15 protein-coding genes are annotated in these 24,010 nt (G+C 56.4%); 7 read left to right on the top strand and 8 right to left on the bottom strand.

The features are described 5' to 3' along the window. Window positions 1-24: 24 nt before the first annotated feature. Window positions 25-1,221 (bottom strand): sugar transporter, encoded by a 1,197-nt coding sequence (locus V6F78_RS03385; protein WP_095008280.1) that lies wholly within the window; start codon window positions 1,219-1,221, stop codon window positions 25-27. Between the two features lie 404 nt (window positions 1,222-1,625). On the opposite strand from V6F78_RS03385, the gene V6F78_RS03380 reads away from it, so the two are divergent. The 3 genes from V6F78_RS03380 (at window position 1,626) to V6F78_RS03370 (ending at window position 11,631) form a co-directional block, all read left to right on the top strand. Further along, the gene (locus V6F78_RS03380) at window positions 1,626-3,782 is read left to right on the top strand and encodes a TonB-dependent siderophore receptor (RefSeq protein ID WP_332726627.1); all 2,157 of its coding nucleotides are present in this window, start codon (window positions 1,626-1,628) and stop codon (window positions 3,780-3,782) included. A gap of 144 nt (window positions 3,783-3,926) precedes the next feature. Beyond that, window positions 3,927-9,665, top strand: coding sequence for a hypothetical protein (locus V6F78_RS03375; RefSeq protein ID WP_332726626.1), 5,739 nt, complete (start codon window positions 3,927-3,929; stop codon window positions 9,663-9,665). 226 nt (window positions 9,666-9,891) lie between these two features. After that, window positions 9,892-11,631, top strand: coding sequence for a dipeptidase (locus V6F78_RS03370; RefSeq protein ID WP_332726625.1), 1,740 nt, complete (start codon window positions 9,892-9,894; stop codon window positions 11,629-11,631). Between the two features lie 71 nt (window positions 11,632-11,702). On the opposite strand, the gene V6F78_RS03365 is transcribed toward V6F78_RS03370, so the two are convergent. From V6F78_RS03365 to V6F78_RS03355, 3 genes are read right to left on the bottom strand one after another with little or no spacing between them, the layout of a single operon-like run. Further along, on the bottom strand, window positions 11,703-12,911 hold the full coding sequence (locus V6F78_RS03365) for a CynX/NimT family MFS transporter (protein WP_332726624.1): 1,209 nt from the start codon (window positions 12,909-12,911) through the stop codon (window positions 11,703-11,705). Beyond that, entirely contained in the window at window positions 12,898-13,359 is a 462-nt protein-coding gene (locus V6F78_RS03360; RefSeq protein ID WP_332726623.1) for a nucleoside deaminase, read from the bottom strand. Before V6F78_RS03360 ends, V6F78_RS03365 begins: the two co-directional genes overlap by 14 nt. 19 nt (window positions 13,360-13,378) lie before the next feature. Then, on the bottom strand, window positions 13,379-14,038 hold the full coding sequence (locus V6F78_RS03355; protein WP_047293792.1) for an ankyrin repeat domain-containing protein: 660 nt from the start codon (window positions 14,036-14,038) through the stop codon (window positions 13,379-13,381). Between the two features lie 109 nt (window positions 14,039-14,147). On the opposite strand from V6F78_RS03355, the gene V6F78_RS03350 reads away from it, so the two are divergent. The 4 genes from V6F78_RS03350 (at window position 14,148) to V6F78_RS03335 (ending at window position 17,818) form a co-directional block, all read left to right on the top strand. Next, window positions 14,148-15,008, top strand: coding sequence for a LysR family transcriptional regulator (locus V6F78_RS03350; RefSeq protein ID WP_332726622.1), 861 nt, complete (start codon window positions 14,148-14,150; stop codon window positions 15,006-15,008). A gap of 194 nt (window positions 15,009-15,202) precedes the next feature. Beyond that, window positions 15,203-16,081, top strand: a complete 879-nt coding sequence (locus V6F78_RS03345) for an alpha/beta hydrolase family protein (RefSeq protein WP_094990954.1) — start codon at window positions 15,203-15,205, stop codon at window positions 16,079-16,081. Beyond that, window positions 16,071-16,499, top strand: a complete 429-nt coding sequence (locus V6F78_RS03340) for a MarR family winged helix-turn-helix transcriptional regulator (protein WP_047293796.1) — start codon at window positions 16,071-16,073, stop codon at window positions 16,497-16,499. Before V6F78_RS03345 ends, V6F78_RS03340 begins: the two co-directional genes overlap by 11 nt. A gap of 311 nt (window positions 16,500-16,810) precedes the next feature. Next, window positions 16,811-17,818 (top strand): formylglycine-generating enzyme family protein, encoded by a 1,008-nt coding sequence (locus V6F78_RS03335; protein ID WP_332726621.1) that lies wholly within the window; start codon window positions 16,811-16,813, stop codon window positions 17,816-17,818. Window positions 17,819-17,871: 53 nt separating this feature from the next. Here V6F78_RS03335 and V6F78_RS03330 read toward each other — a convergent pair whose 3' ends face one another. From V6F78_RS03330 to V6F78_RS03315, 4 genes are all read right to left on the bottom strand, one after another. Then, window positions 17,872-20,391 carry a LysM peptidoglycan-binding domain-containing protein gene (locus V6F78_RS03330; protein ID WP_332726620.1) on the bottom strand — a complete coding sequence of 840 codons (2,520 nt, stop codon included), beginning with the start codon at window positions 20,389-20,391 and terminating at the stop codon, window positions 17,872-17,874. Window positions 20,392-20,410: 19 nt separating this feature from the next. After that, window positions 20,411-21,244, bottom strand: coding sequence for a DUF4123 domain-containing protein (locus V6F78_RS03325; RefSeq protein ID WP_094990957.1), 834 nt, complete (start codon window positions 21,242-21,244; stop codon window positions 20,411-20,413). Continuing rightward, on the bottom strand, window positions 21,241-23,292 hold the full coding sequence (locus V6F78_RS03320; protein WP_332726619.1) for a type VI secretion system Vgr family protein: 2,052 nt from the start codon (window positions 23,290-23,292) through the stop codon (window positions 21,241-21,243). The genes V6F78_RS03325 and V6F78_RS03320 overlap by 4 nt, the downstream gene beginning before the upstream one ends. Before the next feature lie 83 nt (window positions 23,293-23,375). Further along, window positions 23,376-23,894, bottom strand: a complete 519-nt coding sequence (locus tag V6F78_RS03315) for an Hcp family type VI secretion system effector (protein WP_047274726.1) — start codon at window positions 23,892-23,894, stop codon at window positions 23,376-23,378. Between the last annotated feature and the right edge of the window lie 116 nt (window positions 23,895-24,010).

Raw genomic sequence — 24,010 nt, 5'->3', positions numbered from 1 at the left:
CAGGGGCTTCTGCGGCTCGCACGGTTACTCGGCTGGCGGGGTATGCTCGGGCGAACGGCTGATGCGGTACATGCTCACGCAATAAATGAGCAAGGCCACGCCTGCCAATCCGCCGCCCGTGACGCCGATGTAAGAAAAGCCCGCGTGCACGCCCACCCAGCTACCCAACAGTGCGCCACCGCCGATGCCGATGTTGTAGATGCCGGAGAACATGGCCATGGCCACGTCCGTGGCGTCCGGCGCCAGCGACAGCACCCGTGACTGCAAGGCCAGGCCGAAACACATGATGGCCATGCCCCAAAACAGGCTGAGGGTTGCCAAATACGCCTCGTTGCCGCTCAGCGGCAACAGCAGTGCCAGGCACACCGCCAGCACCGACACCGCCACGATCAGGAAGCGCTGCGGGCTGTGGCGATGCAGCACGCTGAACAGCAGCGAACCGATGATCCCGGCACCCCCGAACAACAGCAGGATGAGGGTCACCACATTGCCACTCAGCCCGGCCACGGTCTGAATAAACGGCTCGATGTAGCTGTACGCAGTGAATTGCGCCGTGACCACCAGCGCGGTCAGGATGTACACCGCCACCAACGCCGGACGTTTGAACAACACTGGCAAACTGCGCAGCGAACCGGAGTTCTGGCTGGGCAGCAATGGCAGACTGCGGGCCAGCCAAAACACCAGCGCCACCGCCAGACCGGCAATCACCAGAAAGGTCGTGCGCCAGCCCATCGCCTCGCCCAGCAACCGACCAAGGGGAATCCCCAAGACCATGGCCAGCGACGTTCCCGTGGCCAACAACCCCAGCGCCTGCACTTGCTTGCCTTCTGGCGCCAGGCGTACCGCCAGCGAGGCCGTGATCGACCAGAACAGCGCATGGGACAAGGCTACCCCGATCCGGCTGAGCAACAGAATGCCAAAGTTGGACGCCACACTGGACAGCACGTGACTGGCGATGAACATGGCAAACAGGATCAACAGCAACTTGCGGCGCTCGACGTTGCGTGTCAGCAGCATGATCGGCAGTGACGTCAACGAGACAATCCAGGCGTAGATCGTCAGCATCAGCCCGACACTGGCCGTGGTCATGTCAAAACTGGCGCCAATGGCGCTCAACAGCCCCACAGGCACGAATTCCGTGGTGTTGAACACAAATGCGGCCAGCGCCAGTGCGATGACCGGTTGCCAATTGGCAGAGGGTGTAACGTTGGGAGTGTTCATTTAAAGGATGTATGACTCGCTATCGAAGGTCTGACAAGGCCCTGACTCGGGCGCCCCGGCACGCACGTTTTGCATACACAACACGTGCCATGCACGCGATTGCGGCCCGAAGCAAAACAGGGCGGCATTCTATAGGCTCCTTACAGCGCCGTTCGTGCACTTGGATCCGGGCGGCGAGGCATTTTGTCACACTACACCTGCTGCAGTTGCATCGTTTCAGCAGATTACGGCGCCACCCAGCTGGCGCAGGAAGTGCCGGATTCAGCGCCCCGGAGGTGCTACCCTGCGCGCCTCAAAGATCTGGCCATCAGCCAGACACCTATCGACCTGTGCACACACACGCAGGCTGGCGTCTTCCCGAGCCTGCGTATTTGTGTGCCAGGGCGGGACGTTCAGGAGTTTTCATGGGTAAGCCTTTGCCGCGTTTTGCGTTCACGACCTTGAGTGTCAGCCTGCTGCTTGCCAGCGCTTTTCAGACGGCGCAGGCCAACGAAACCGAGCTGCCCGCCATATCAGTGACCGGCGAAGACAGCCTCGGGTATCAGGCAGAAACGGCGTCGGTGGCCGGGTTCGACGCGGCGCCCTTGCTCGACACCCCGGCGGCTGTTTCCGTCTTCACTGACGCGCTGATCCAGGATCAGCAGGCTCGCCTGCTCAGCGATGTGTTGAAAAATGACGCCTCCGTGGGCGAAAGCTACGCTCCCGTCGGCTATTACCAGAACTTCGTGGTACGCGGTTTCTCCCTGAACGCGGCCAGCAGCTACACGATCAATGGGCGCACCATTACCGGCGAGCAAAACGTCGGCCTTGAAAACAAGCAGCAAGTGGAATTGCTCAAAGGCCTGTCCGGCCTGCAAAGCGGGGTGTCGGAGCCCGGCGGACTGGTCAACTACGTGACCAAGCGGGCCGCCGATGTGCGCTCGGTGACGGTGTCCACCGATGACCGGGGCAGCGGATACATCGCCACCGACGTCGGCGGCTGGTTCGGCAGCGAACAACAATTTGGCTTGCGGGCCAATGTGGCCCATGAAGACATTCATTCTCACGTTGAACACGCCAACGGCCAGCGTGACTTCATGTCCTTGGCGTTCGATTGGGACATCAGCCCCGATGCGCTGTTACAACTGGATGCCGAGTACCAGGCCCAGGAACAGCGCTCGGTGCCCGGCTACCAACTGCTGGGCGGCACACAACTGCCCCACGGCGCGTCCCCCAAAAAACTGCTGGGCCATCAAAGCGGCTCCAAGCCCGTCACCCTCGACTCGCTGAACCTCAATGGCCGTTTTGAGTACCGCTTCAGTGACAACTGGAAAGGCAACCTCAGTGCGTCGCGCAGCAAGGTGGTGATCGATGACTACAGCGCCTTTGCTTGGGGTGGCTGTACCCAAGGCGCAGTGTGCTCGCAAGGCAACTATTTCACCCCGCAAGGCGGGTACGACATTTACGACTTCCGCAGCCCCGACGACACCCGGCGCAATGACGAAGCCCAAGCCACCCTGAGCGGCGCCTTCAACACCGGGGCATTAGGCCATGAGCTGACAGTGGGCAGCAGCGCATTGCGGCGCGTCGTTAATAATCGCGAGCAAATCATGGAATGGATCGGCAGCGGCAACATCGAGGTCGAACCTGAGCAGTTTCCCCGCTACACCGGCGCCCTGAACGACAGCCACCGTCGCCTCGACAGCCGCCAGTACGGGGTGTTTTTCAACGACCGCATCCGCTTCAACGAACAGTGGCACACCGTGCTGGGCGCGCGCGAAGTGCGTCTGGACGAAAAATCCTTCGACAGCACCGGCGTCACCACCCGCCACACCCAACGCTATGCGTTCTTGCCACAGGCAGCGTTGATCTATAAACCGCTGAATAACCTGTCGCTGTACACCCGTTACAGCAAAGGCTTGTCGCTGGGCGGCACGGCGCCCTGGTTTGCCACCAATGCTTACGACATCCTGCCCCCCAGCGTGTCGCGGCAAATCGAAGCCGGGATCAAGTACGACTGGCAACGCCTGAGCCTCAGCGCGACGCTGTTTCAGTTGCGCCAGGCGTACCAGTACGCGCAACCGGACGGCGCCGGGCAGTTCACTTACGTGCAACGGGGCGAGCAAAAAAACACCGGGCTGGAGCTGGCAGCCAATGGCCACGTGACCCCGCGTTTACAGGTGTCTGCCAGTGTCGCGGCGATCCGCGCGCGGGTATCAGGCAGCGGCACGTCGGCCTACGAAGGGCATCAAACCCTTAACGTCCCCACCCTGCGTGCCAGCCTCTATGGTGACTACGCCCTGCCTTGGCTCGATGGCCTGGCGCTGCTCGGCGGTGTGCAGTACAGCGCTAAGAAATACGCCGACCCACAGGGTAACGTCGAGGCCGCCAGCTATGCGGTGTTTAACATCGGTAGCCGCTACAGCACGCGTATCGAGGGTTATGACACCGTGTGGCGCCTGACCGTCGACAACCTGTTCGACAAACGTTACTGGCGCGACGTCGGCGATTACATGGGCGATAACTACGTGTTTCAGGGCGCACCGCTAACGGCCCGGTTGAGCGCCTCCCTTCATTTTTGAGGCTTGCACCGATTTCCTCTCCCCCCCGTCACCGGTGTGAGGAGAGGTGGGTGAAAGCACTCTGTTTAAATAATTAACTACCGCTTGTTCTGGCCCTGAATCTCTTACGTTCGAACTTTTAAAATCGACGGTAAGAGGCCAACTGTGAAGAATCAGGTCCAGGAAAAAATAGAGAGCATGAGCGTTTATGCACTCGCCGATAACAATGGTTTTATTTATGTCCAGCGCAGCGAAACGGTGGCCGCCAGCCTGGCCATGGACCTTCTCAACGCCATGTTGGACCGGTTGCAGTCCAACCCACTGACAAACGAGCAATGTGCCGCCCCGCTGTTTCCGATGACGTTTGCCACTCAAGATGTCATCAGGGAAAACGTGGCCACGCTACTGGACGTCTCGCCTCAGGCTGTTAAACACCGTGACGTCAACACATTGGTGCTGAAACTGGCCAACCTGGTGTGGGCAACCCATGCTGGGGATATCCACTACCCCGGCGCCCACCCCGACCCCGCGTCACGTCTGGCATTCAAACAGGCACTGATCACCCGACTGACAGCCTTGCCACGAACCCTTTCACACACGCTCAGTTTCATTGCCAACCTGCTGGACAGGCACTGCACCCGCAGCACCCAGAAACAGCTGATTGATTCCTTGGGCACTTTCAATGCTATCGAGACATTGCTGGCGGCTCAGCCCTCGCTCAATGACTGCATACAGCAGGAACTTAGCGCCGCCTTTCCCGCCTTACCGCCCACCTTCACCCTGCATAACCTGGAGAGTGTCTGGTTTTTCGACCCTTCAGATCCTTCACTGCCCCAACAAACCCTTGCCTCGCTGATTAAGCAGTCATTGTCGGGGCCACATCAAGCCGATGCCCTGAATCAAAACCTTCACCTGCGATACGCAGTCAATGACCCAACTGCGCTTTATGCACAAATAACGATCAGTGCCGGCCAATATCATCAATTTACCGGGCAACTCAAGCAGTTGGCGCAGGTTTATACCCAGGCCCTGAAAACGTTTTGGGCCAGTCCTGCTCACGGCAACGATGAGGCTGCACCCTCAAAAGAACAAAGCTGGGTGCAGCAGTTCAAACTACAGCTGGAAACCGAAATCCGCCTGTTATCGGTCGATGGCACGCTGCCTCCCCAAAGCGCTGAGCTGCTTCGTCAAGTCATCAGTAACCCTGTGGCAGCTAACCGTGAGGCAACAGGGACCCTGACGCCCGCTAAAGTGGTGCGCGTCGGTATCCAGAATGACCGTTCTAAAGAGCCACGCAGGCTGTCTTCGGTCATGGCGTTCATGACTGAATCATCTGGCCCCGAATCAATGACTGCCATTTTGTATTCGCCCGCCAATGGCCTTGAGGTATTCGAAACAACCCGGGCGCTGAAAGAGGAAATGAACCGACGATTCAATCAGCGTACCGACCTTAATGACTGGCTGACGTATGTGCCAGATGACCACTACGCCGAGACCGCTTTCTTCAGCAACGACGTTAGAAAGCGATGCCGAACCAAAGGGATTGACATTGACGTGTTCATGGAGAGCGTTGCCGATCAACTCCAAAAACACTACAGCGATGTCCAGTACGTGTTTGAACATGCCACGACGCTCGGCCTTTACACCCTCCCGGGAGCGCTGAGCCAGCGCCTCGATGAAGCGACGCGCCGCAGCATAAAGGCCCCTGCCAGCCAACTGTTGGCCGCACGCGCCCGTAAATTGATCACGCGCATGACACCCGAAGAGGTCGCCCGGGCGTTTTATATCCAGCAACACCCTGATCAGGCACTCCCTTTAAATACTGCTTTGCCCATTACGGACGTATCGGCAGTTTTCCACGCACCTGCCCGTCTGAAGACACTGACCAAGGACAGCGAATTTCGCGCCCTGGCCGTCGAGATGTTCGCCTCAGAGGCAGCGCAGTCTGTACTCAAGACAGTCCTTGAAGAGCTCATAGAGTTTATTCCAGCGCATTTGAAAGTTACGACCGAAACAGCCTTGAGGCTCACCCACAAATACATCAGCCATAACCGGACGGCGCCTGATGTAGACAGCCACCAATACAGCGCGTTTTTCGCCATCCAGCACGCCTTGCGCAACTATCGATTTTTTTCCAGTGACTACCACTACCTGACGTCCAGCCTCCTCACGTTAGGCGCCAACCCCACAGCCAGCGAGCAACCCGAACTCGTCGTCACCCACGATGACTTTCATAAAGCGAGGCAAATTTCGGCGGTCTTGTCGCCGGTTCTGCATCGTTTGATTGGCGGTACGGCTCTCTCACCCGATATGTTCGCGCTGGCAGGCTACCTGAATATCAACCTGCTGTTTGCGGATCCGAGCATTGCTGACGCGGGCCTTAAGGACGCATCGATCAACACACGATTAGCGCTAATGATGGACTCAACCGAGTTTCATCAATTAGAAAAAGCGCTGTTGAGCGCCAGTCCCTGGACTGTCGAAGAGCAAAAAAAGGCAAGCCCCGGTCAGATCAAAGCTCTCGCTGTATCAGTCATCACGGACTACCTCTTAGCGCCCGCCAACCATCGGCAAGGCTATGTGGGCGGTTTCAACCTGAACACGCCACTGCGGGGTGACTCGCCTGTTCATCAGGTCCGCGAGCAGGCAATGGAGCATTTGAGCCGCTCACTTAAATGCACGTCACGTCAAGAACGCGACCTGGCATTTGGCATATTGGCTCAGCGGTATTGCCCCGAATTGCTCATCTTCGATGCTCCGCAAGACCTGCGTTATGGCAATAGCAAACGAGCGATGGATTTCAGACACGCTGTTGCACTGGCCGAAATCACACTGCCCGGTGCCGCGCCACGACTGGGCTATCAACCTTTAATGGCGTTGCTGGAGTCCACCCTTTCGCAAACGCTGACACCGGATCAAGAGCTTGCTGTCAGCGTACTGAGAAAAATACCCGTACTGCATTTCGCAATGTGCAGACAGATCATCCCCTTTACGGACATTGGAGACGTCTCCCATGAAGACGCTTTAAAGGCCTTCACCTACACGACAGAACGTGAAGAAGAGTACGCCAAGACACTGACTGTTTTGTTGCAAGATCCGCCTGATCGAAAAAAAATGGCCCGCAAACAACTCGCAGCGCAACACCCTGACATCGCCATCCATAAAAAAAGGCGTTTTACCGACAGCGAAATAAATCAGTATTTTGTCTCACGATTCAAAAGCCGCGGTAGAAACATGTCGCTCTCGTTATTGGAGATGTACATGACCTGCGGTCATGACAGATCCTTTGATGATCAGACACTGGGGTTCGATAGCAAAGGGCTCGCCGGGTGCACACTCAACAGCGCATTCAACACCGCCTACGACAACTTTGAGGCTCGCTACAATAAAGCCTTGGTGGCGCGACTGGTTTATGCAATCAATGATTTACCCGTGGCCCAGCGCCATCAACTTTTAAATACCCACCATTTCTTAAAGCTGAGCTTTGACATTGAAGGCACTTCAGTGCCCGGATATTTTGGCTTGTTGGCGATGAGGAATGCGCCTTCAGCAGCCTTTTCACTGGCAGACGCCTATGAAATCTTTTGCCCCTCGGGAACAATCAAAAAACTGGCGCATGAAGGCGAACTCATATCGCATTATGCAACGTGGGACGCCTCTGGGTTATTCCGCTCTGATCACTACATCAAGGGCCTTCCAGCGTTTGACACGCACGCCTATACACGCGCAACACCCGGTTCGGACAGAAGCCATGCAAGCCTGGCCTTCAGTTTTTCGTGGAGTAACCCTGTCGATGTTCCCGAAGCGCTTCGCGTCGAACAACTCAGTCAATTAATGGTGGACCACTGGTTTAGCCAAGCCATGAAAACTCTTCGGCCGCAGTATGCCCACCCGACACCTTACGAAGAGTACAGGGATGCACTGGTCGCCAAAACCCAGGCGATTTTTAAAATATTCATCCCGTTTTATGCTCTCTATCGAGATATTGAAGAGGATGATGTGACCGCCGGCACCGTTCTCACTACGCTGCTGGAAGCGTGGACCTTTATATTGCCGTTTGCTAAAGCCGTTTACAGCGGTTACAAAGCCTCGATATTACTGGGCAACATCGTCGTCAGAAGCACGACATTCGGCGCCTCCAAGGCTGCAGTGCTGGCCATGCGGACAGCGTACGCCTCCAGGGCATTTACTGTTTCTCTGGCAAAAGGGTGGACGAGTGCCGCGAATCCATTTGCTCTGGTGGGTTTGCTCTTTCGGGGAGCAATTAAAGGGTTCGCCTACCTGCAACGTACACACTTTTTGCGCCAGAAGCTCAAGCACGTTACCCCGCTCACCCAACTGCAAACCCGCATGGATCCGCAGTCTGCCTCAAAGGTTGCAGTCCCTGAAGCCTCCATCGAGCCAAAAAAATTTGGCACTGCGCACACGCCCCTTAACCTTTTCCAACCTGACTTTTCGTGGGGCAACAGAAAACTCGATATACGTCAGCAACAACTGTTCCATCAACCTGATGTGGATCTCTCAACGGCCACGTTGCGCAATAACATCTATACCGTGGGCGATAAAAACTACATAAAAATGCAAAACAATATTTTCGCCATTCATCATCCCCCGAACACCAGAGCTTTTCATCTTCATACCGCAGACATACAAGGCCCTGCGGTGCGATTCAACACAAAAGCGCAGCACTGGGAACTCGACATCGCAGGCCTCACGGGAGGAGCTCCGCCGCGCCCCACACGCTTGACCCGGCAGATAAGCCTGCCCATGGACGACGTCTTGGGGGAGGCAGGCACCTACATGGCCAAGATCGGCAATTACGTCGAATTTATCGGTTATGACACGCAGTTGGGCACATGGCGCCAACTCATTGGCACCGAGCTGGGTTCGCCTGTTTGGCGAGATTCAAAGGGCCAATGGCAAAAAGGTTCAATCGATCAGTTCAATGCCAATAAATCGTTGACGCCGACCCCGACGCGCCTGAAAACCTTTGACTTCCCGGCGTTACCTCAAGTGCCAGAGAATGCGTTAGCAATACCCAACCACATTCATTACATCTGGATCGGCACTCAAGCCCCGCCCCTGCACTTGATTAATAACATGGCCACTAACATTAATCGTTCGACCGAATTCATATCAACCTTGCACCTGGATGTCAGCGACGAGCTCTTTAACACCATTAAGTCGCTCTGCCGCGAAAAAGTTCCGCAACTGGTTGTCTCCAAACTGTCCAACGAACCTTTTTTTGACACGTTCCTGAAAAGCCAGAATGCCGAACAATATTCGGCCATCAAAAATGCACCGCATAAAATGTATGCTGCGGCGTGCGATGTCATCCGGTTCCCCTTGACCCATTACTACGGGGGCCTCTATCTGGATCTGGATGATGTTCTGAAGGTGGCCTTAAAAAGCGCTGATCTAAAAGCAGCCGCTAACGACTTATTGTTGGGTAGCCTGGTGAAAAAAGAAGACATCGATTTCTATGGGTACAACAGCAGTCATTACGCCAGCCAGCCCAACAATCCAGTGTTGAGCGCCATTTCAACAGAAATGCATAAACGTTACCTCGCCAACAAAGATTATTACCTCCAGCCACGACCGGTGGTTGACGAGCAACTCCCTCCCGTAGCGTTAGCCCAAGCGCGTGAGCGCCACAAAGCCTATTACAAAGAATACTTTCGACTGACAGGGCCCACGCTACTCAATGATGTGCTCCTCATGGAACGCCCTGACTGCTACAACACGGTATTTCAAGTGGTGAAAGGTCAGACAGTGCTTGAAACGTCAAGCATTGCTGACATGCCTTATGCGCAAAGTCTTCAAGCAGCCTTCGATCATTACTTTCCATTCGCCCATAAATTTGAAATCGACACGGGAAGCGAGCATTCATGGCAAATTCCATAACACTCGATGCCCAGGATGAAACTTAGGCAAGAACAGTGTCAGGGGGCGTTCATGGCCGTGCTCCATAGCCTCCTGACGTTAAGAGGTGCAGGCATTATTTAACGTTTCTGTGCGACAGATCGCACGTGAGGGGCTCCCTGAACGGGTGATGCAGTGGTAGTTTGGAAAAGTTGTGTCGCGACTCAACCGCCTACTCTCGCCTTACTTGCAAAGGAATGCCCCTGCAATGGATTTCCCGCTGAAAAAAATGGCTGCGGCCACCTGCGTGCTTGCCAGCCTGTGCACCGTCGCCCCCCTCGCTCAGGCCAACATCACCCCGCAGCAAAGTGCTGCCATTGTGAAACACTTCAGTGACAGCACAGTCACTGATTTCAGGGCGTTCCTCACCCGCTTGGGCAAAACTGATCTGGCCAAAACAGACAACCTGAACGCAACCCTCGACACGTTTCTCAATAACAGACCGCTCACTGCTGAGCAGCAGAATGAGATCCATCGCCTGCTTGGCGTGTATACACGCGTCAAGTACGGGGAGGCCGCCACTCAAACCTTGCGTGAACTGGTGGCCATACCGACCGTGACGGTCGAAGGCGTTCCCCAGCATGAGAACCCTGAATTTCTGAAGATCGCCGACAAAATCAAAACCCTGGCGCAAGGGTTCGGCCTGACATTTCGCAACATCGATAACCGCGTGTATGAAATTACCCTCGACGGTCAGGGCGACGAAGTGGTCGGTATCCATGCGCACGCCGACGTGGTGCCGGTCACGCCTGAAAACTGGGTACTCAAGGACGGTACGCGACTGGACCCCTTCAAGGTCACGCTGATCGGCGACCGCATGTATGGGCGCGGTACCGAAGATGACAAAAACGGCATCGTGGTCACGCTGTATGCGATGAAAGTCATCAAGGAAGAAAAGCTGCCCTTGGCCCGCAATTTCAAACTGCTGGTCGATACCACCGAAGAAACCTCGGGCGATGCCATTCCATATTACTTCGAGCACAACCCGACGCCTCAGTACAACCTGGCACTGGACGGCGGTTATCCGGTCGTCATTGCCGAAAAAGGCTACGGCACGGTGATGGCCAACTTTGCTCGGCGCGCTGCGCAGGGCAATGGTGCAGAGATTGTGTCGCTCACGGGCGGCATGGCCACCAACCAGATCCCGTCCACCTCGGTGGCCACACTGGTCACCGATCAGCCTGAGCAGTTGGCGGCGGCGTTGAACAAGGCCGGAGCCGAGTATGCCAAGCGCAACGGTGGCGATTTTGCAATCAACAGCGCTGTGGTGGGCAACGATGTACAACTGACAGTGACAGGCGTGTCAGCCCACTCCTCGGAGCCTGAAACCGGGGTTAACCCGGTGGCCCGAATGCTCGAATTCATTAATGGGCTGCATGGCACCGTTGCGCTGAAGTCCAACGCTATCACCGATGCTGCGCGCTATGGCGCTGATAACTGGGGGCTCGATTACACAGGCAAAAAGCTCGGCGTCGGCTTCTCGGATGCGTTCATGGGCCCGCTGACCACGTCACCGACTTACGTCGGCCTGGACGACAAGGGCTTGAAACTGGCCGTGAACTTGCGTGTACCGAAAGGTAAATCCCCCGAGGTGCTGCAGGACGAAATCGCGGGCAAACTCAGTGCCTGGAGCAAAAGCACGCACACCCCTGTGGCATTCGACTACGCCATTGCCGAGCCGATGTACCGAAACCCTAAGGGTGAGTGGGTGCAAGCGTTGCTGGCAGTGGCCACAGAGAACCTGGGCATGGCGCATGCATTTGAATCCTCCGCAGGCGCCACGTCGGTGCATGAGCTACCAAACGGCGTGCAGTTCGGCCTGGCCATGCCCAATGTGAAATACACCGGTCACACCGACAACGAGTTCAAGACGGTCGAGCAGTTCATGCTGGACCTGCAAATCGTGACCGAAATGATGGGCCGTATCGGGCAATTGCAAAAACTCTAAGGGACACGCCGGGGCGGCATCGATTGCCGCCTCGCGCACCGTGTCAGTGCTCGCCCCTTTCGTTTGCGGCCTCACGTGGGCTGTTCGAGGGCTTGCGCTGCAGGAAACACCGTTTGATTGATGTTGGTCGGCCTGAAAAGGCGTGTCAGCAGCATCATCGAAAGCACAGCCATCACCAGCACCCACCAGGCACTGGCAAATTCCCCCGTAAGCTGCCGAAGCCAGCCCGTCATCCAGGGCGATAGCGCATTGATCAGAAAACCAACGCCTTGAACAAAGCCTCCGAGTTGCCCGGCTTCGCGCGGTTTGCGGCAATGATCAAGGGTCAAAATCAGGCTCAATGCAAAACAGGCACCCAAGCCGAACCCGATCAAGGCCACCCAAAGGTGCGGTGCCCCCAGCGGCCACAACACCAGCCCGGCATAACCCGCCAATTGGGCCGCGAGGCTGATCATCAACAACGGCCGCCGGTCAAGGCTGCGGTGCGCCAGGGCGGGCATCACCAAGGCAGCAATGACCTGGAATATGGTCATGAACGCCAGCAACGAGCCGCTGCGGGTCGCGCTCCAGTCCATTTCCAGGTAGTACGCGGGCAGCCAGGCGACCATGCTCATGTAACCGCAGTTCACCAGACCGAAATACAACGCCAGCCACCACGCCCGGCGCTTATGCCATACGCGTGTTGGCGCCGAGACTGCGGGCTGGTCGGTCTGCGCAAAGGGCAGCCGCCACCACAAGGTCAACGCCACCGCTGCCGGAATCAGCCAGATGCCCAGACCGCTCTGCCAATGCGCGAAGTGGCCCGCCACCAGCGGACTGACCAGTGCGGCCAACCCGCCACCGGCCATCAGCGATGCGCTGTACACGCCCAACGCCAGCGAGACGCGGTGCTGGAATTGGCGTTTGATCAGTGCTGGCACCAGTACTTGAATCAGCGCCACACCCAACCCGCCCAATAAGGCGGTGGCGATCAAGACCTCAGCGTGCTGGCCATAGAAACGCCAGCCGCAAGCCCCGAGGATCATCGCCAGCCCCAGGGCAACGCCATGGCGCTCGCCCAAACCGGCGTGCAGACGCGTTCCGAGCAGGGCCACCAGGCCCATGCAAACCACTGGCAGACTGGTCAACCAGGCACTGCTTTGAAAACTCATGCCGGTGGCAGCGCGAATCTCCATCAACAGCGGGCTGACGGAACTGAGGATCGGGCGCAGATTGAGGCCCAGCACAATCAACAAAGCCCACTGGGCAAACACCCGCAACGCGGTTTTATCCCGCTGCATGGCGCGCCTGCCAGTCACGGTAAAGGCCGATCATGGCCGGCTGCTCCAGGTGCTCAACCGGTAATACCTGCGCCGACAAAGGCAACGCCATCTGCGCATAGACACCGGCAGTGGACAAACCAAAAGGCTGCGCCTGCGCATTGCTCGCGGCATACACCACCCTTGAGACGCCACACAGATGCATCGCGCTCAAACACATAGGGCAAGGCTGGCCACTGGCGTAGACCACACACCCGTGAAGGTGTGGCCCCAGTTGTTGACTGGCGGCGCGTATTGCCAGCAATTCAGCGTGCGCGGTGGGGTCCTGACTGAGGTGGATGGCATTGGCCGCTTCGGCAATCACGTGACCGTCTTTAACCAACACGGCGCCAAACGGTCTGCCCCCGGCGGCAACGTTATGAGCGGCTAATTGCACGGCGCGTTGCAGGTACACATCATCGTCACACATGAAAACACCTCGACCTGAGTCAGTGCGCGCCCGCGGCACGCAGTAATTGGGCAATAACGCGCTGGCCGCGTTGTTGGGCATGGTGTAACGGGGTGACGCCTTGTTTGTCCGGGAGGTTCAAGTCGGCGCCGGCATCGATCAGTTGACTGACAATGTGCTGATGCGCCGGCCCGCCGTCAGACAGCACAATGGCTTCGAGCAAACAGGTCCAGCCCAAACGGTTGACATGGTTGAGGTCGACACCCGCCGCAATCAGCAGGCCCACCGTTTCGACATGCCCGCGCTCACACGCCGGGATCAATGCGGTGCCACCATAGCGGTTGGTGCTTTTCAAATCCGCTCCGTGCTCCAACGCCAATTGCAGGATCTCGTTATGCCCGCTTGCACCCGCCAACAGGTAGGGGCTGTCCTGGCTCAGGTTCTTCTGATTAACGCTGGCCCCGGCATCGATTAACGCCCTGGCGATCTCGATCCGGTTTGAGTGAGTGGCCAGCAGGAGCGCGCTGCTGCCATCCTCTGTAGCCGCCTGAAGGTCAACCCCCGCCGTGATCAGTTGCTGCACCCTGCCCAGCTCACCGTCCCGCACGGCATCCAACAGCTCATTCTCATTTGCCATCACCACCCGCATCATCAGCAATCCCACAGCCCACAAACCGGATTTACATGCCTGCACACGCATGCTCACCCCCTCTTATCAATCGCAGGGAAAACCAGTATGGTCAGCGCACTTGGCATTCTGAAATTAAATATAAGCATGCCTTCCAGTGGCGATGTGAATGGCGGTAGTGATGTTCGATCCGATTCTGTTACGCAGCTTTGTGGCGGTCGTGGACTGCGCCAATTTCACCCGGGCCGCCCAACGTCTGCACCTGACCCAGTCCACGGTCAGCCAGCAAATCCGTCGCCTTGAAAACACCCTCGGCTGCCCGTTGCTGGACCGCGAACAGCGCCACGTGAGGGCCACCCCTGAAGGTGAACGCCTGTTGGCCTATGCCCGCCGCATCCTCGCGCTACAGGAAGAAGCACGCGACGTGCTGTGCAACCTGAAAAGCGAAGGCGTTTTGCGCCTAGGGGTGCCGGAAGATTTTGCGGCTGAACGCCTGATGCCGATTCTTTCGCGGTTCGGCCGAGAGCATTCTGGCGTTCGCCTGGAAGTCACCAGTGGCCTGGGCCCGGAGCTGATGCGCCTTTATCGTGAGGGGGAGTTCGACCTGCTTTTGGTCAAGCAGATGGGGCAAGGGGTCGATTGCCTGGCGTGCTGGCCTGAACCCATGTGCTGGGTCGACAGCCGCGCCATGCCCGCCCTCGGGCGCGATCCCTTGCCGCTGGTGGCATTTCCGGTCGGCGGTTTGTACCGCAACGAGATGCTGCATCACCTGGAAGTCACCGGGTGGCGCTGGCGCATCCACTACTCCAGTGCAAGCCTGGCCAGTGTTTGCGCGGCCGTGGCTGCGGGGGTGGGCATCAGTCTGCTGCCTGTGCGGGTCATCAGTGCCGAGCATAAAGTGTTGGACGCCCACAGTGGCTTGCCGGATATACAAGGCGTATTTCTGGCGCTCTACGGCCAAAATGGCCTCAGCCACGCGGGCAATCTGTTGAAACAAGCACTGGTGGAATTGTGCGAAACCCTGGCACAGAACGCAGGTTGAACTCGTGCGGCAAGCCAGTCACAGGGAGGTCAGCAATGCCCTGACCCAGGGGGTGGTTTTACGTGATGTCACTGCACCTCGACTTGCCCTTTAACGGCATACCGCTTCCAGACCTGACCTTCTACACATCATGACGCTTGAAGGCAGGTTATTTCGCATGTTAAGTCTATTGCTTCACATACGAACTAAATTTTATGAACCTGACTACCCACGTCGCCATTTGCCCCGATGGGCAGCCTGTAGAGCTGACTGTCCATCACGCAATAGGCCCTGCGAAAGCCGTGATTCAAATCAATCCGGCGACGGCTGTCACCGAACGACTGTACTTTCCGTTTGCTAGGTTCCTGACCGAACAGGGCTTTGAGGTCATCACTTACAACTACCGCGGCGTCAGCCGACATGGGCCTCACCCCAGGGATGTCACATCGGGTTTTACCTCATGGGCCGATAACGATGTGGAGGCCGTCATTCGCTGGGTCAGCACGCACTATCCGGGGCTTGCCCATATGGCCGTAGGCCACAGTTTTGGAGGTCATGCCATCGGACTGTGCGCCAGCAGCAGCACATTGACGGCGGCAGTGACCCTCTGCTCGCAGGCCGGGTGCCTGAGATTTATAAAACCGGGTGTTGAACGCTGGAAAGTGACCCTCTTGCTGAAGGTCATTGGCCCCCTCTGCGCAAAGGTGCTCGGTTACGTGCCGGGACGCAGCTTAGGCATCGGCGAAAATTTACCGGCAAATGTCATGCTGCAATGGTCACGCTGGACGAGTCTTACCCATTACTTTTTTGATGACCCCGCCGTCCATGCGAGCGAGCGTTTTGCCCGCCCTTCACTGCCCGTGCTGGCGATAGGTTTCGAGGATGATCCGTGGGCGCCGGCACCCGCCATCGACTTGATGATGGGGCATTTAACGTCGTGTGCGGTTGAGCGACGCCAGTTAAGCCCGGCCGACAGTGACGGCTCACCGATTGGCCACATGGGGTTTTTCCGCCCCAGGCATGCCAATACGTTATGGCCGACCGTGGTCAGTTGGATGACTCATCAATTACCGAGCGCACCCCATGGAACATGACCGTCGTTACCTCTATTTACTTAATGCTGCTCAAAAAAACCTGTCCAGGTACATAAAACGGCATGTATCGAACTCAGCCGGCATCAGCGCCACCCAAGCTGGCGCGTTGTTTGCGATCCGTGCGCAGGACGGAGCGTTGAGTGGAGAAGTCGCTTGCGCCCTGGATATCGCGCCCTCGGCCATGACCGGACTGGCAGATCGCATGGTCAGATCGGGGCTCATTCTTCGCCGGGTGGATGAACAAGATAAACGCAGCTACCGGCTCTGGTTAACCGAAGCCGGACGAGAAGCGGCCCAACAAGCGATGGCCGAATTGGCCCCGTTGAATGTCAAACTGACCCAAGGGTTTACTGACAGCGAGTTAGAAATCGTGTCTCGGTGGCTACACACGGTAAACGAGCGCTACAAATCATCGTGACACGTGCAACCAAGACCCCAAATCACACTTAACAGATCAGTTCTTTAAACAAACACAGGAAGGCATTAAGCATACCCCATTGTTTGAATGGCAATTACTATATAAGGTAATTCTTACAGTGGAATCAGACAATTACTTACTCTTACCTTGAACACCCACGCATCATCTAAAAAGTGGCCAAACTTTTTATTCAAGTACATCAATAGCCTACACATTACCTCGTCGCACACATGACAAGAAACTGCTCTTGACGATAACTTCCTCGCATTATAAGTGCTAAGATCGCCCCCATTTCCAGGCGCATATGGGACATGCCCGTGATAAACAAAACGTTATTACCTCTGTTTACATCGCTCATGCTGATGGGTTGCCAGGCACAGACTTCCGTTCTACCAAAAAGCCAGAAACTGTCAGCCGACAAAGTCGCTGAAATAGCAGCAACTATCGAGCGGACTTACCCAAAGCTGTCCACTGAAATTCGCGGTCAACTGTTGAATACCGTGGTGAAATCTCTGGACAATATGGTGTTTGTCGAAGGTGGTGAATTTCAGATGGGAGATTTCGGTTGGCCATATGACGATGACCCTAAAAATCTTTGTGACTGGCCTTGCGGCGTTGACCCCGAGCGCATGGGTAATATCAGCATGCATGGCGATGATGATTTTGTTCACCCCGTCAAACTGAGCAGTTACTCCTTCTCCAAATACCAGACAACTTTGGCCGATTTCGATCTGTTCTTTATCGCGCAGGGCAAACCGTTATTTGATGCAGAAGACCGAAAGCGGGAAGATTTACAAGAAATGTTTTACGCGCCCAAACTTCCTGCACCGGTAAAAAGCTGGCAAGAAGCTAAAAACTATTGCGGTTGGCTGGGACAATTAAGTGGCTATCCTGTAGACCTTCCAACGGAAGCCCAGTGGGAATACGCCGCCCGCAATCGGGGCCAGCATGTCGTATTTCCCACTGATAACGGCAGTTTGGACTATGGCCGTAATTTCCCTATAGCAGATGAAAAGAAACGTCTGACCTTTGCAGTCGATAGTTTGGTTCCTAACCCGCTGGGAATTTACAATCTCGCAGGCAATGCCACTGACTGGGTCAATGACTGGTACGATAAAGATTATTACAAGGTATCGCCGCTGATAAATCCTACCGGTCCTGCTATCGGCAAACTTCGGATTTTAAGAGGCTCAAGCTACCCAGAAAACCCGTTGCTCAGCGCTAGTACCGTACGACGATGGGCAAAGGAGCCCGTCGGAAAACAACATCTACAAGGCCATAGCTTTCGTTGCGCAGTGCAATCTGATAAACCGCTCTAGCATGTACTTAGTGAGGGGCGCATTTAGAGCGCCCTCATGATTGGCTTCACATCTCAAGCCAACCCTTCAAATCGACCACTCCGCTGGGCAGCAACCAATACTTTCTCTTTACGCCATGCATTGCTTGGAGTCCAAACCATCCGAACAGCGTTGTCTGAATTCTGGTTCATCGCTAGGCTATCAATAAAACGGTTAAACTCATTTTGCTCGTATCCATCAAGTAAAGCGTTGATTCGTTCTAGACTGTTCATGGCATTGACCTTTGACGCGTCGCGGGAGCAATGCTCCAGCACTTTGATGAATTGCCGCCAGCGACGCACCTCGGAGAGAAGAATGACCAAGGCCTGTTCCTGTTTTTCATTAAAACTACCAATGCCAGCGGCAATGACCCCTTCGGTTAATAGATAAACCATGGGACCAAGAGTTTCCGGAGGTAGCATGCTTAAAGGAATATCCTGTTGACGAATGCGCAGGATTCTATCGTTTTTATGCGAAATTAAAAAACTAGCCAAATTATCCGCCTCTATCTTCGTTGCCTTTCTCTTTTTCCACCAAGTGGACATGGCTAAAACCGGCTGTTCAAACCCCTGTCTGAACTCCTTTGCCCGAAAAGTGGCAGCCTGATAAAGCCCTGAAGCTATATAACTGAAAGCCTCCTCTGTCACCCCAATAAGATACCTGTAATCCATATCTGCCAACGCATTACAAAACAGCAATGCCAACTTGCCGACTTGATCAAGTTCCACCACGGTGCCAAACCCGCCTCCGGCACCGGGTCCAAAAACCAGTGAACCCTTGCAATTAAACGCCAACCGATCATTCGAGATACTGATACCAAATTCACCGGCGATGCCCGCACCCACCGCAATATTCCCTTCCCCCTTCACCTCGGCCAATTTGACCCAATTGCCTCTCGCCGGATCTCTAATCGCTTTGCCCCCTTCGTCAGGTTCAATCCATTCAAAAAACCCACTCAAGGCACCTCCGGTCTGAGCACCGGCAAAGGCATCGCATTTGACCCCGACGTAACCACTGCGCCCGACCTCCATGGTCGGAGGCCCTAACAGCGCGGTAGCACCTGCCGGTGTTTCGCTCGGTTTGTACTGGATGTTGACCCCCGTTTCGACCTGTGACTTGGCGCCGACAAAACACGACAGTTCCAACTTGCCGCCCAGGCGAAACACGCCCATCGGGTGAAGGACTTCTTCGCCCAGCGCATTGCGGTAGGCCATGGTGGCAACGTAGCCACCTTTATCAGGGAAATACCTGTCGAACGACACAGACCCTTCTCCCAGCGAGAACGCGGCGCTGCCTTTGACGCCGACATCAATATTGCCTTCCTCGGGCTCCCAGCTATTGACGCCAGCGCTCGCACTGGCGGCAAATCGCAGGGCGTGGGCCTGCGCAGAGACGGCATAGGGCATGGCACCGCTCTGATCGGTTGTCCATGCCACCTCTTTGTGCAAGGCGTTGAGCAAGTTGTCGGTCTGGCTGTTCCACAGTCCGATCTTGAGTTCCAGGTTGCCCAGCGGCCCTGCCTTGCGGCCATCGCTGATGGCTTCTTTGATGTCTTTTATCAAGTCTTTGGCCAACTGCTTGTTGAACGGTTTTCCTGCCATGACACGGGTCGACACTCGAACATGCCATGCGGTGATCAGCCGATAAGGGATGTAGTAACGCCGGGCAGGATCGCCAAACACACTGATTTCCAGGACGAGTATCCCCGATCTGCTCTGTATGCCACCTTCACGCCTGCTGCTGCGGCCCTTGCCATGCTTCAAGTCAGGGGCCGCGTCGTTCGCATTCGTCTCGCTGTCTGAGCTGCCGGAATTGAACGCGCCTGAAGCCGGTACGGCCGTTGGCTGCGTTGCCCGTTGGGCTTGCAGTTTGCTGATCTGCTGGTCGAGCGCCTGGGTTTTTTTCGCCCGCAATGTCTCCCAGTTGCTTTCAACCCGCGTCTGCAAGGCCCTGGTTGGCCAATAGTGCTGATACCAGTCACGGGCCTTCTGTAACGTCGCCAGTTCGCCTTCGAGATCGTTCTCGGAGGTCAGCGGTGCGGCGTTGTTTGCCTGAGGGGCGGGCTCACGCATCAGCAAACCGGCCAATTGTGCCTTGGCGCTCCACACGTCTTTCACGCAGCGCGTGCAGGTGCATTCGGCACTCGGTGCCTGCGGCTTTTTACACTGCGTCACGGGCAGGCTGTTCGCCAGGTTCTGATGCAGTTCATCCATCAGGGCCTGAACCTTGGTGGTTTCTTGTTTCAACGCTTTGCACTGTGTTTCAGTCAGTACATAAAAGTAAGGATCCCCAGTGATGTGCACCACTTCCACCAGCTCTTCATCGCACTCGGTTTGCCCCATGAGTGCGATGCAGGTGGCGCTCTCGTCATGCGCGGGTGGCGGCAGTGACGGTTGAGAAGGCGTATCCGGGAGCCTCAACGCCCACCCTTCCCTGAGAAAGTCCGGGTCCGCAATAAACGGGTTAAGGGCTTGCAGGTCTGCCATCTTGACCCCGAGCTGCTGGGCAATCTCGCTCAATGTATCGCCGTATTTAACGATGTACGTCGTGCTCATCTGTGGTTGTCCTTGTATGTCAGAGGCGCTCTAGCGCATTGAGTGTGTCGCCAAGGCTCAGGTCTTCACGCGCCAGTAATTCGCTAAAAGGGACGCGACTCCAGAAGCCATCACCCTGACGCAGAGCCAGCCTCAACCAACGCTCCAGGTCGGCCAGTTGCAGGTAGCCGGCATGTCGGGCGCCGTGCAGTTGCCGATACACGAACGTCTCTGGCTCAGGCATCGTGAGTACGGTCTGATAATCGCGGGCCAATCGAACGGCGAACAGGTGCAGCCGGCGCTGTTGCATCAGGCGCTGACGCTCAGCACTCAGGTGCAGCCAGCCAGGTGGGAGCCTGTGAACGTCGGCCTCAGGCTGGGGAAGGGACAGGTGACGCCAGCCCAGCTCGTTGCGCCAGGCGATATCGGTGAGCGGCCCCATAAACTGCGCACGCTCAACGTCGTTGAGGCTTCGCAGCAACGGTTCCAACCAGCGCGGATCATAAAAACGCATCAGCCGGGCCGGGGTGTCTTCGCTGCTGACGGTCAACAGACTGCGCCAATGCTCTACCGCCAGATCGACCTGTTGCTCATGCTTCAGATAGAACACACACCCGGCATCGACCCGCGCCAGTAACGCACTGGCATAGGCCAACAATGCCCCGTTCAGCGCGCACAGCACGGCGAACGGCCCGGCGGATTGCAGGCCGACATAGGGCGTTGTGTCAAACAACGGCACACAGCGCTCCAGGCCATGGCCCATGCGCTGTTCGAGCTGTTCTGGCAGGGCCGGGTCGAAACTGGCATCCAGAATCACGCACACCATTCCCGGCGCCACAGTCGCCTGAAAAGGCGAGGCAATCGAAGTGATCATGCTGTCTGCCCCTGTTGGTGGATGGGGCAGTTGCCCGATGCGTCGAGCGCACAGCCCGGCAAAGGCAACAGCGCGCCCGCGAAGGCTTGCAGTTGGTAAAAGGCCAGGTCCGGCAGCGCCAGTGCCGAAGGTACCGACACGCCTTCAAGCATCCCTGGCAGCACCGGTGCCGCAGCAGTCCCGCTCACAGGTGTGCCGCCGAGCTGAATGTCGGTGCTGCTGAAAATCCCTCCCGGGCCAATCACGAGGTGTTGCCCGCCACCTTTCAACGTGATGCTGGCCCCTGCATCCAGAATCAGGTGGGCCCCGGCCTTGAGGTGGACTTGTTGACCGGCCTCAATCACGACCGTTTGCCCGACACGGGTATGGCTGCTGCTCGCAACCTGTAAATAATCGTTGGCCTTGAGCTGGACCTTGCGGTCGTCCGTGACCGTGCGCTGCTCTTGCGCTTCGAGCACGGCAACGCTATTGCCCTTGATGGTTTCGCGGCGCTCGTTGCCGACCTCCAGTCGGCTGTCGTTCTCGACCCGCTGCTCCATGTCGCGCTGTGCGCGAACATAAATCAGCTCCTGTCCGCTTCGATCTTCAATCGACAGCTCGTTGAAGCCGCCACTGGCCGGCGAGCTGGCACTGCGCATCACGGTTTTAGTGTTATGCGCAGGCAACGGGTAAGGCACACGGGTGACCTTGTTGGGTACGCAGCCGGTAATCAGGGGGTTGTCGGGGTTGCCTTCCAGGTAGGTCACGACCACTTCCATGCCGACCCGCGGGACGGTCACCGCGCCGTATCCTTGCCCTGCCCAGCTCGACGACACCCGGAGCCAGCAACTGCTCTTGTCGTTTCCCCGTTCGGCACGGTCCCAATGGAACTCCACCTTGACGCGCCCATATTCGTCGCAAAATATTTCTTCGCCAGCAGGCCCGGTGACACGGGCGGTCTGGCTCGCCACGACCGTTGGACGCTTCACCAGTGCAGGTCGGTAAAACACATCCCACGGTATCGCGCTAAAGGTATTGCAATAGCCTTGGGTGAACGCATCGTCCGACGTCACGTCGCTGTTCATCGCCTCTTCCAGCACTTGTGGCTGTTTGCCAACGTGATGAACCTTCAGCAATAACCACAAATCGTTGTAACGCTTGCGGGGATGGTCGCTCAGGTTGAAAAAGTGACCGCTGCGCAAGGTCGGTTGGTCACTCTGCCCCTGTGCCAATTTGTAATCGGCACGATGACGCTCTAACGCGTGCCGGGCGATCTGCCGCCCCTGCTGCTCATTGTCCAGAGGTGCAGGTGAGCTGTAGTCCTCCAGCGCAGGGGTGAACTCGGCCGTGAAGTGGCTCTGCAGCAATGCACTGGGCCGTTTAAAGTCGTAACTTCGGCGGGTGACGGTGCTAGCCCGGGTGCTCAAACGCAGGGAAAAGTGGCTGACAACCGGATAATCGGCCACTTGTCCGCTGGTTTGCTGGTAGGGAGTCGTCCCGAGTGTTGGAAAAAAGGTCTGGTCCTCGGTGAACACCAACAAGTGGTCTTGCGCACTGTGTTGGTGATGCCAGGCAATCCCGTCTTCACTGCACAATCGCTGGATGAAATCGAAATCGCTTTCACCGTATTGCGTGCAATAGTCGCGTTCAGGGCTTTTGCTCACATGAAATGTATAAGCATGGGCTTGAATGCCATTCCCTTTGAGCACCTGTTCGATAATCTGCGGCACCGTAAGGTGCTGGAAGATGCGTTGGTTAAAGCTGTACTGCAAGTAATGCAGCGCAGGCACCAACGTCAGGGAGTAACGCGTCAATCGCTTACCGGATTCACCCACTCGCACTTCTTCAATACGGCCATGAATACCCTCACCTTTGAGGCCGAACTGAAGAAAGGCAGGCTGGCTGAGCAAACGCTCCACATCAAAATCAGAGCGCTCACTGACCAACTCCACCTGGATCGCATACAACACACTGATCGCTTCAACTCCATCAAAGGCAAGCACCTTGAAGTCATTGGGAACATAGGGGATCAACAACGTGAAATGCGCAGTGTTGGCGGGCGCGAACATATGGTTTTCCTTACGTTTGGACATGGAGGTTATGCAACACCCCGGCCACTCAGTGACCGGGGTATTTCATTCATCGGCCAGCGTTAACCAGCGACTGGCGTACGCCAGTCATCGGAACCGGAAGTGCCCGATACTTCATGGGTCCAAGTGATTTTTCGGTAGGTGAATTCCACGTCTTCCAAGTGCGTGAAGTGCGAGTTCGACGGGTCCTGGCAGTTGTGCATGTAGTCCTTGATGTCGACGATGATGGCGTCTTCAAGTTTGGTGGTGAAGTAATGCTCTTGCGTGCCCGCAGCCGAAGTGCGGTACCACTGGATCGTGATCTCGGTCAGACGCTCACCCGAGGTCAGTGCGGCCAGCAGCAACGGCGACGACTTGTCGAACACCTTGGTGATCTTCACCGGTTTGTGAACGCGCTGGCCGGTCGGTTGGCCCGATTGCGGGTCGCGAGGGATGATCACTTCGTGGTTGAAGCCTTGAACCATGACTTGGTCTTCATGACCTTCCTGGTAGGTGTTGCCGACTGAATCCGCGGTGAATGCACCGGCAGTGATAAGACCTTGTTTAGTGCCCGTCACGGACATATACGCTGGAGTAGCCATTGATACTTTCCTTGTTTAAAAAATGAATGCCGACAGGCAAAATCGCTTGCCGGGCAACAAGTAGGCAATCAATCTTCATGCCAACTTTTTTCTAACTTATAGATATCAATCAGTTA

Source organism: Pseudomonas sp. ESBL9 (genome assembly GCF_036668715.1).
GTDB classification, from domain to species: Bacteria; Pseudomonadota; Gammaproteobacteria; order Pseudomonadales; family Pseudomonadaceae; genus Aquipseudomonas; species Aquipseudomonas lundensis.
The sequence above is the reverse complement of the archived record's forward strand: the minus strand, read 5'-3'. Positions and strand labels throughout refer to the sequence as shown.

Excerpts from the sequence above, each read along its gene's own strand:
- V6F78_RS03385 (WP_095008280.1), bottom strand. The coding sequence starts at position 1,221 with ATGAACACTCCCAACGTTACACCCTCTGCCAATTGGCAACCGGTCATC.
- V6F78_RS03380 (WP_332726627.1), top strand. The coding sequence starts at position 1,626 with ATGGGTAAGCCTTTGCCGCGTTTTGCGTTCACGACCTTGAGTGTCAGC.
- V6F78_RS03370 (WP_332726625.1), top strand. The coding sequence starts at position 9,892 with ATGGATTTCCCGCTGAAAAAAATGGCTGCGGCCACCTGCGTGCTTGCC.
- V6F78_RS03365 (WP_332726624.1), bottom strand. The coding sequence starts at position 12,911 with ATGCAGCGGGATAAAACCGCGTTGCGGGTGTTTGCCCAGTGGGCTTTG.
- V6F78_RS03360 (WP_332726623.1), bottom strand. The coding sequence starts at position 13,359 with ATGTGTGACGATGATGTGTACCTGCAACGCGCCGTGCAATTAGCCGCT.
- V6F78_RS03355 (WP_047293792.1), bottom strand. The coding sequence starts at position 14,038 with ATGCGTGTGCAGGCATGTAAATCCGGTTTGTGGGCTGTGGGATTGCTG.
- V6F78_RS03350 (WP_332726622.1), top strand. The coding sequence starts at position 14,148 with ATGTTCGATCCGATTCTGTTACGCAGCTTTGTGGCGGTCGTGGACTGC.
- V6F78_RS03345 (WP_094990954.1), top strand. The coding sequence starts at position 15,203 with ATGAACCTGACTACCCACGTCGCCATTTGCCCCGATGGGCAGCCTGTA.
- V6F78_RS03340 (WP_047293796.1), top strand. The coding sequence starts at position 16,071 with ATGGAACATGACCGTCGTTACCTCTATTTACTTAATGCTGCTCAAAAA.
- V6F78_RS03335 (WP_332726621.1), top strand. The coding sequence starts at position 16,811 with ATGCCCGTGATAAACAAAACGTTATTACCTCTGTTTACATCGCTCATG.
- V6F78_RS03330 (WP_332726620.1), bottom strand. The coding sequence starts at position 20,391 with ATGAGCACGACGTACATCGTTAAATACGGCGATACATTGAGCGAGATT.
- V6F78_RS03325 (WP_094990957.1), bottom strand. The coding sequence starts at position 21,244 with ATGATCACTTCGATTGCCTCGCCTTTTCAGGCGACTGTGGCGCCGGGA.
- V6F78_RS03320 (WP_332726619.1), bottom strand. The coding sequence starts at position 23,292 with ATGTTCGCGCCCGCCAACACTGCGCATTTCACGTTGTTGATCCCCTAT.
- V6F78_RS03315 (WP_047274726.1), bottom strand. The coding sequence starts at position 23,894 with ATGGCTACTCCAGCGTATATGTCCGTGACGGGCACTAAACAAGGTCTT.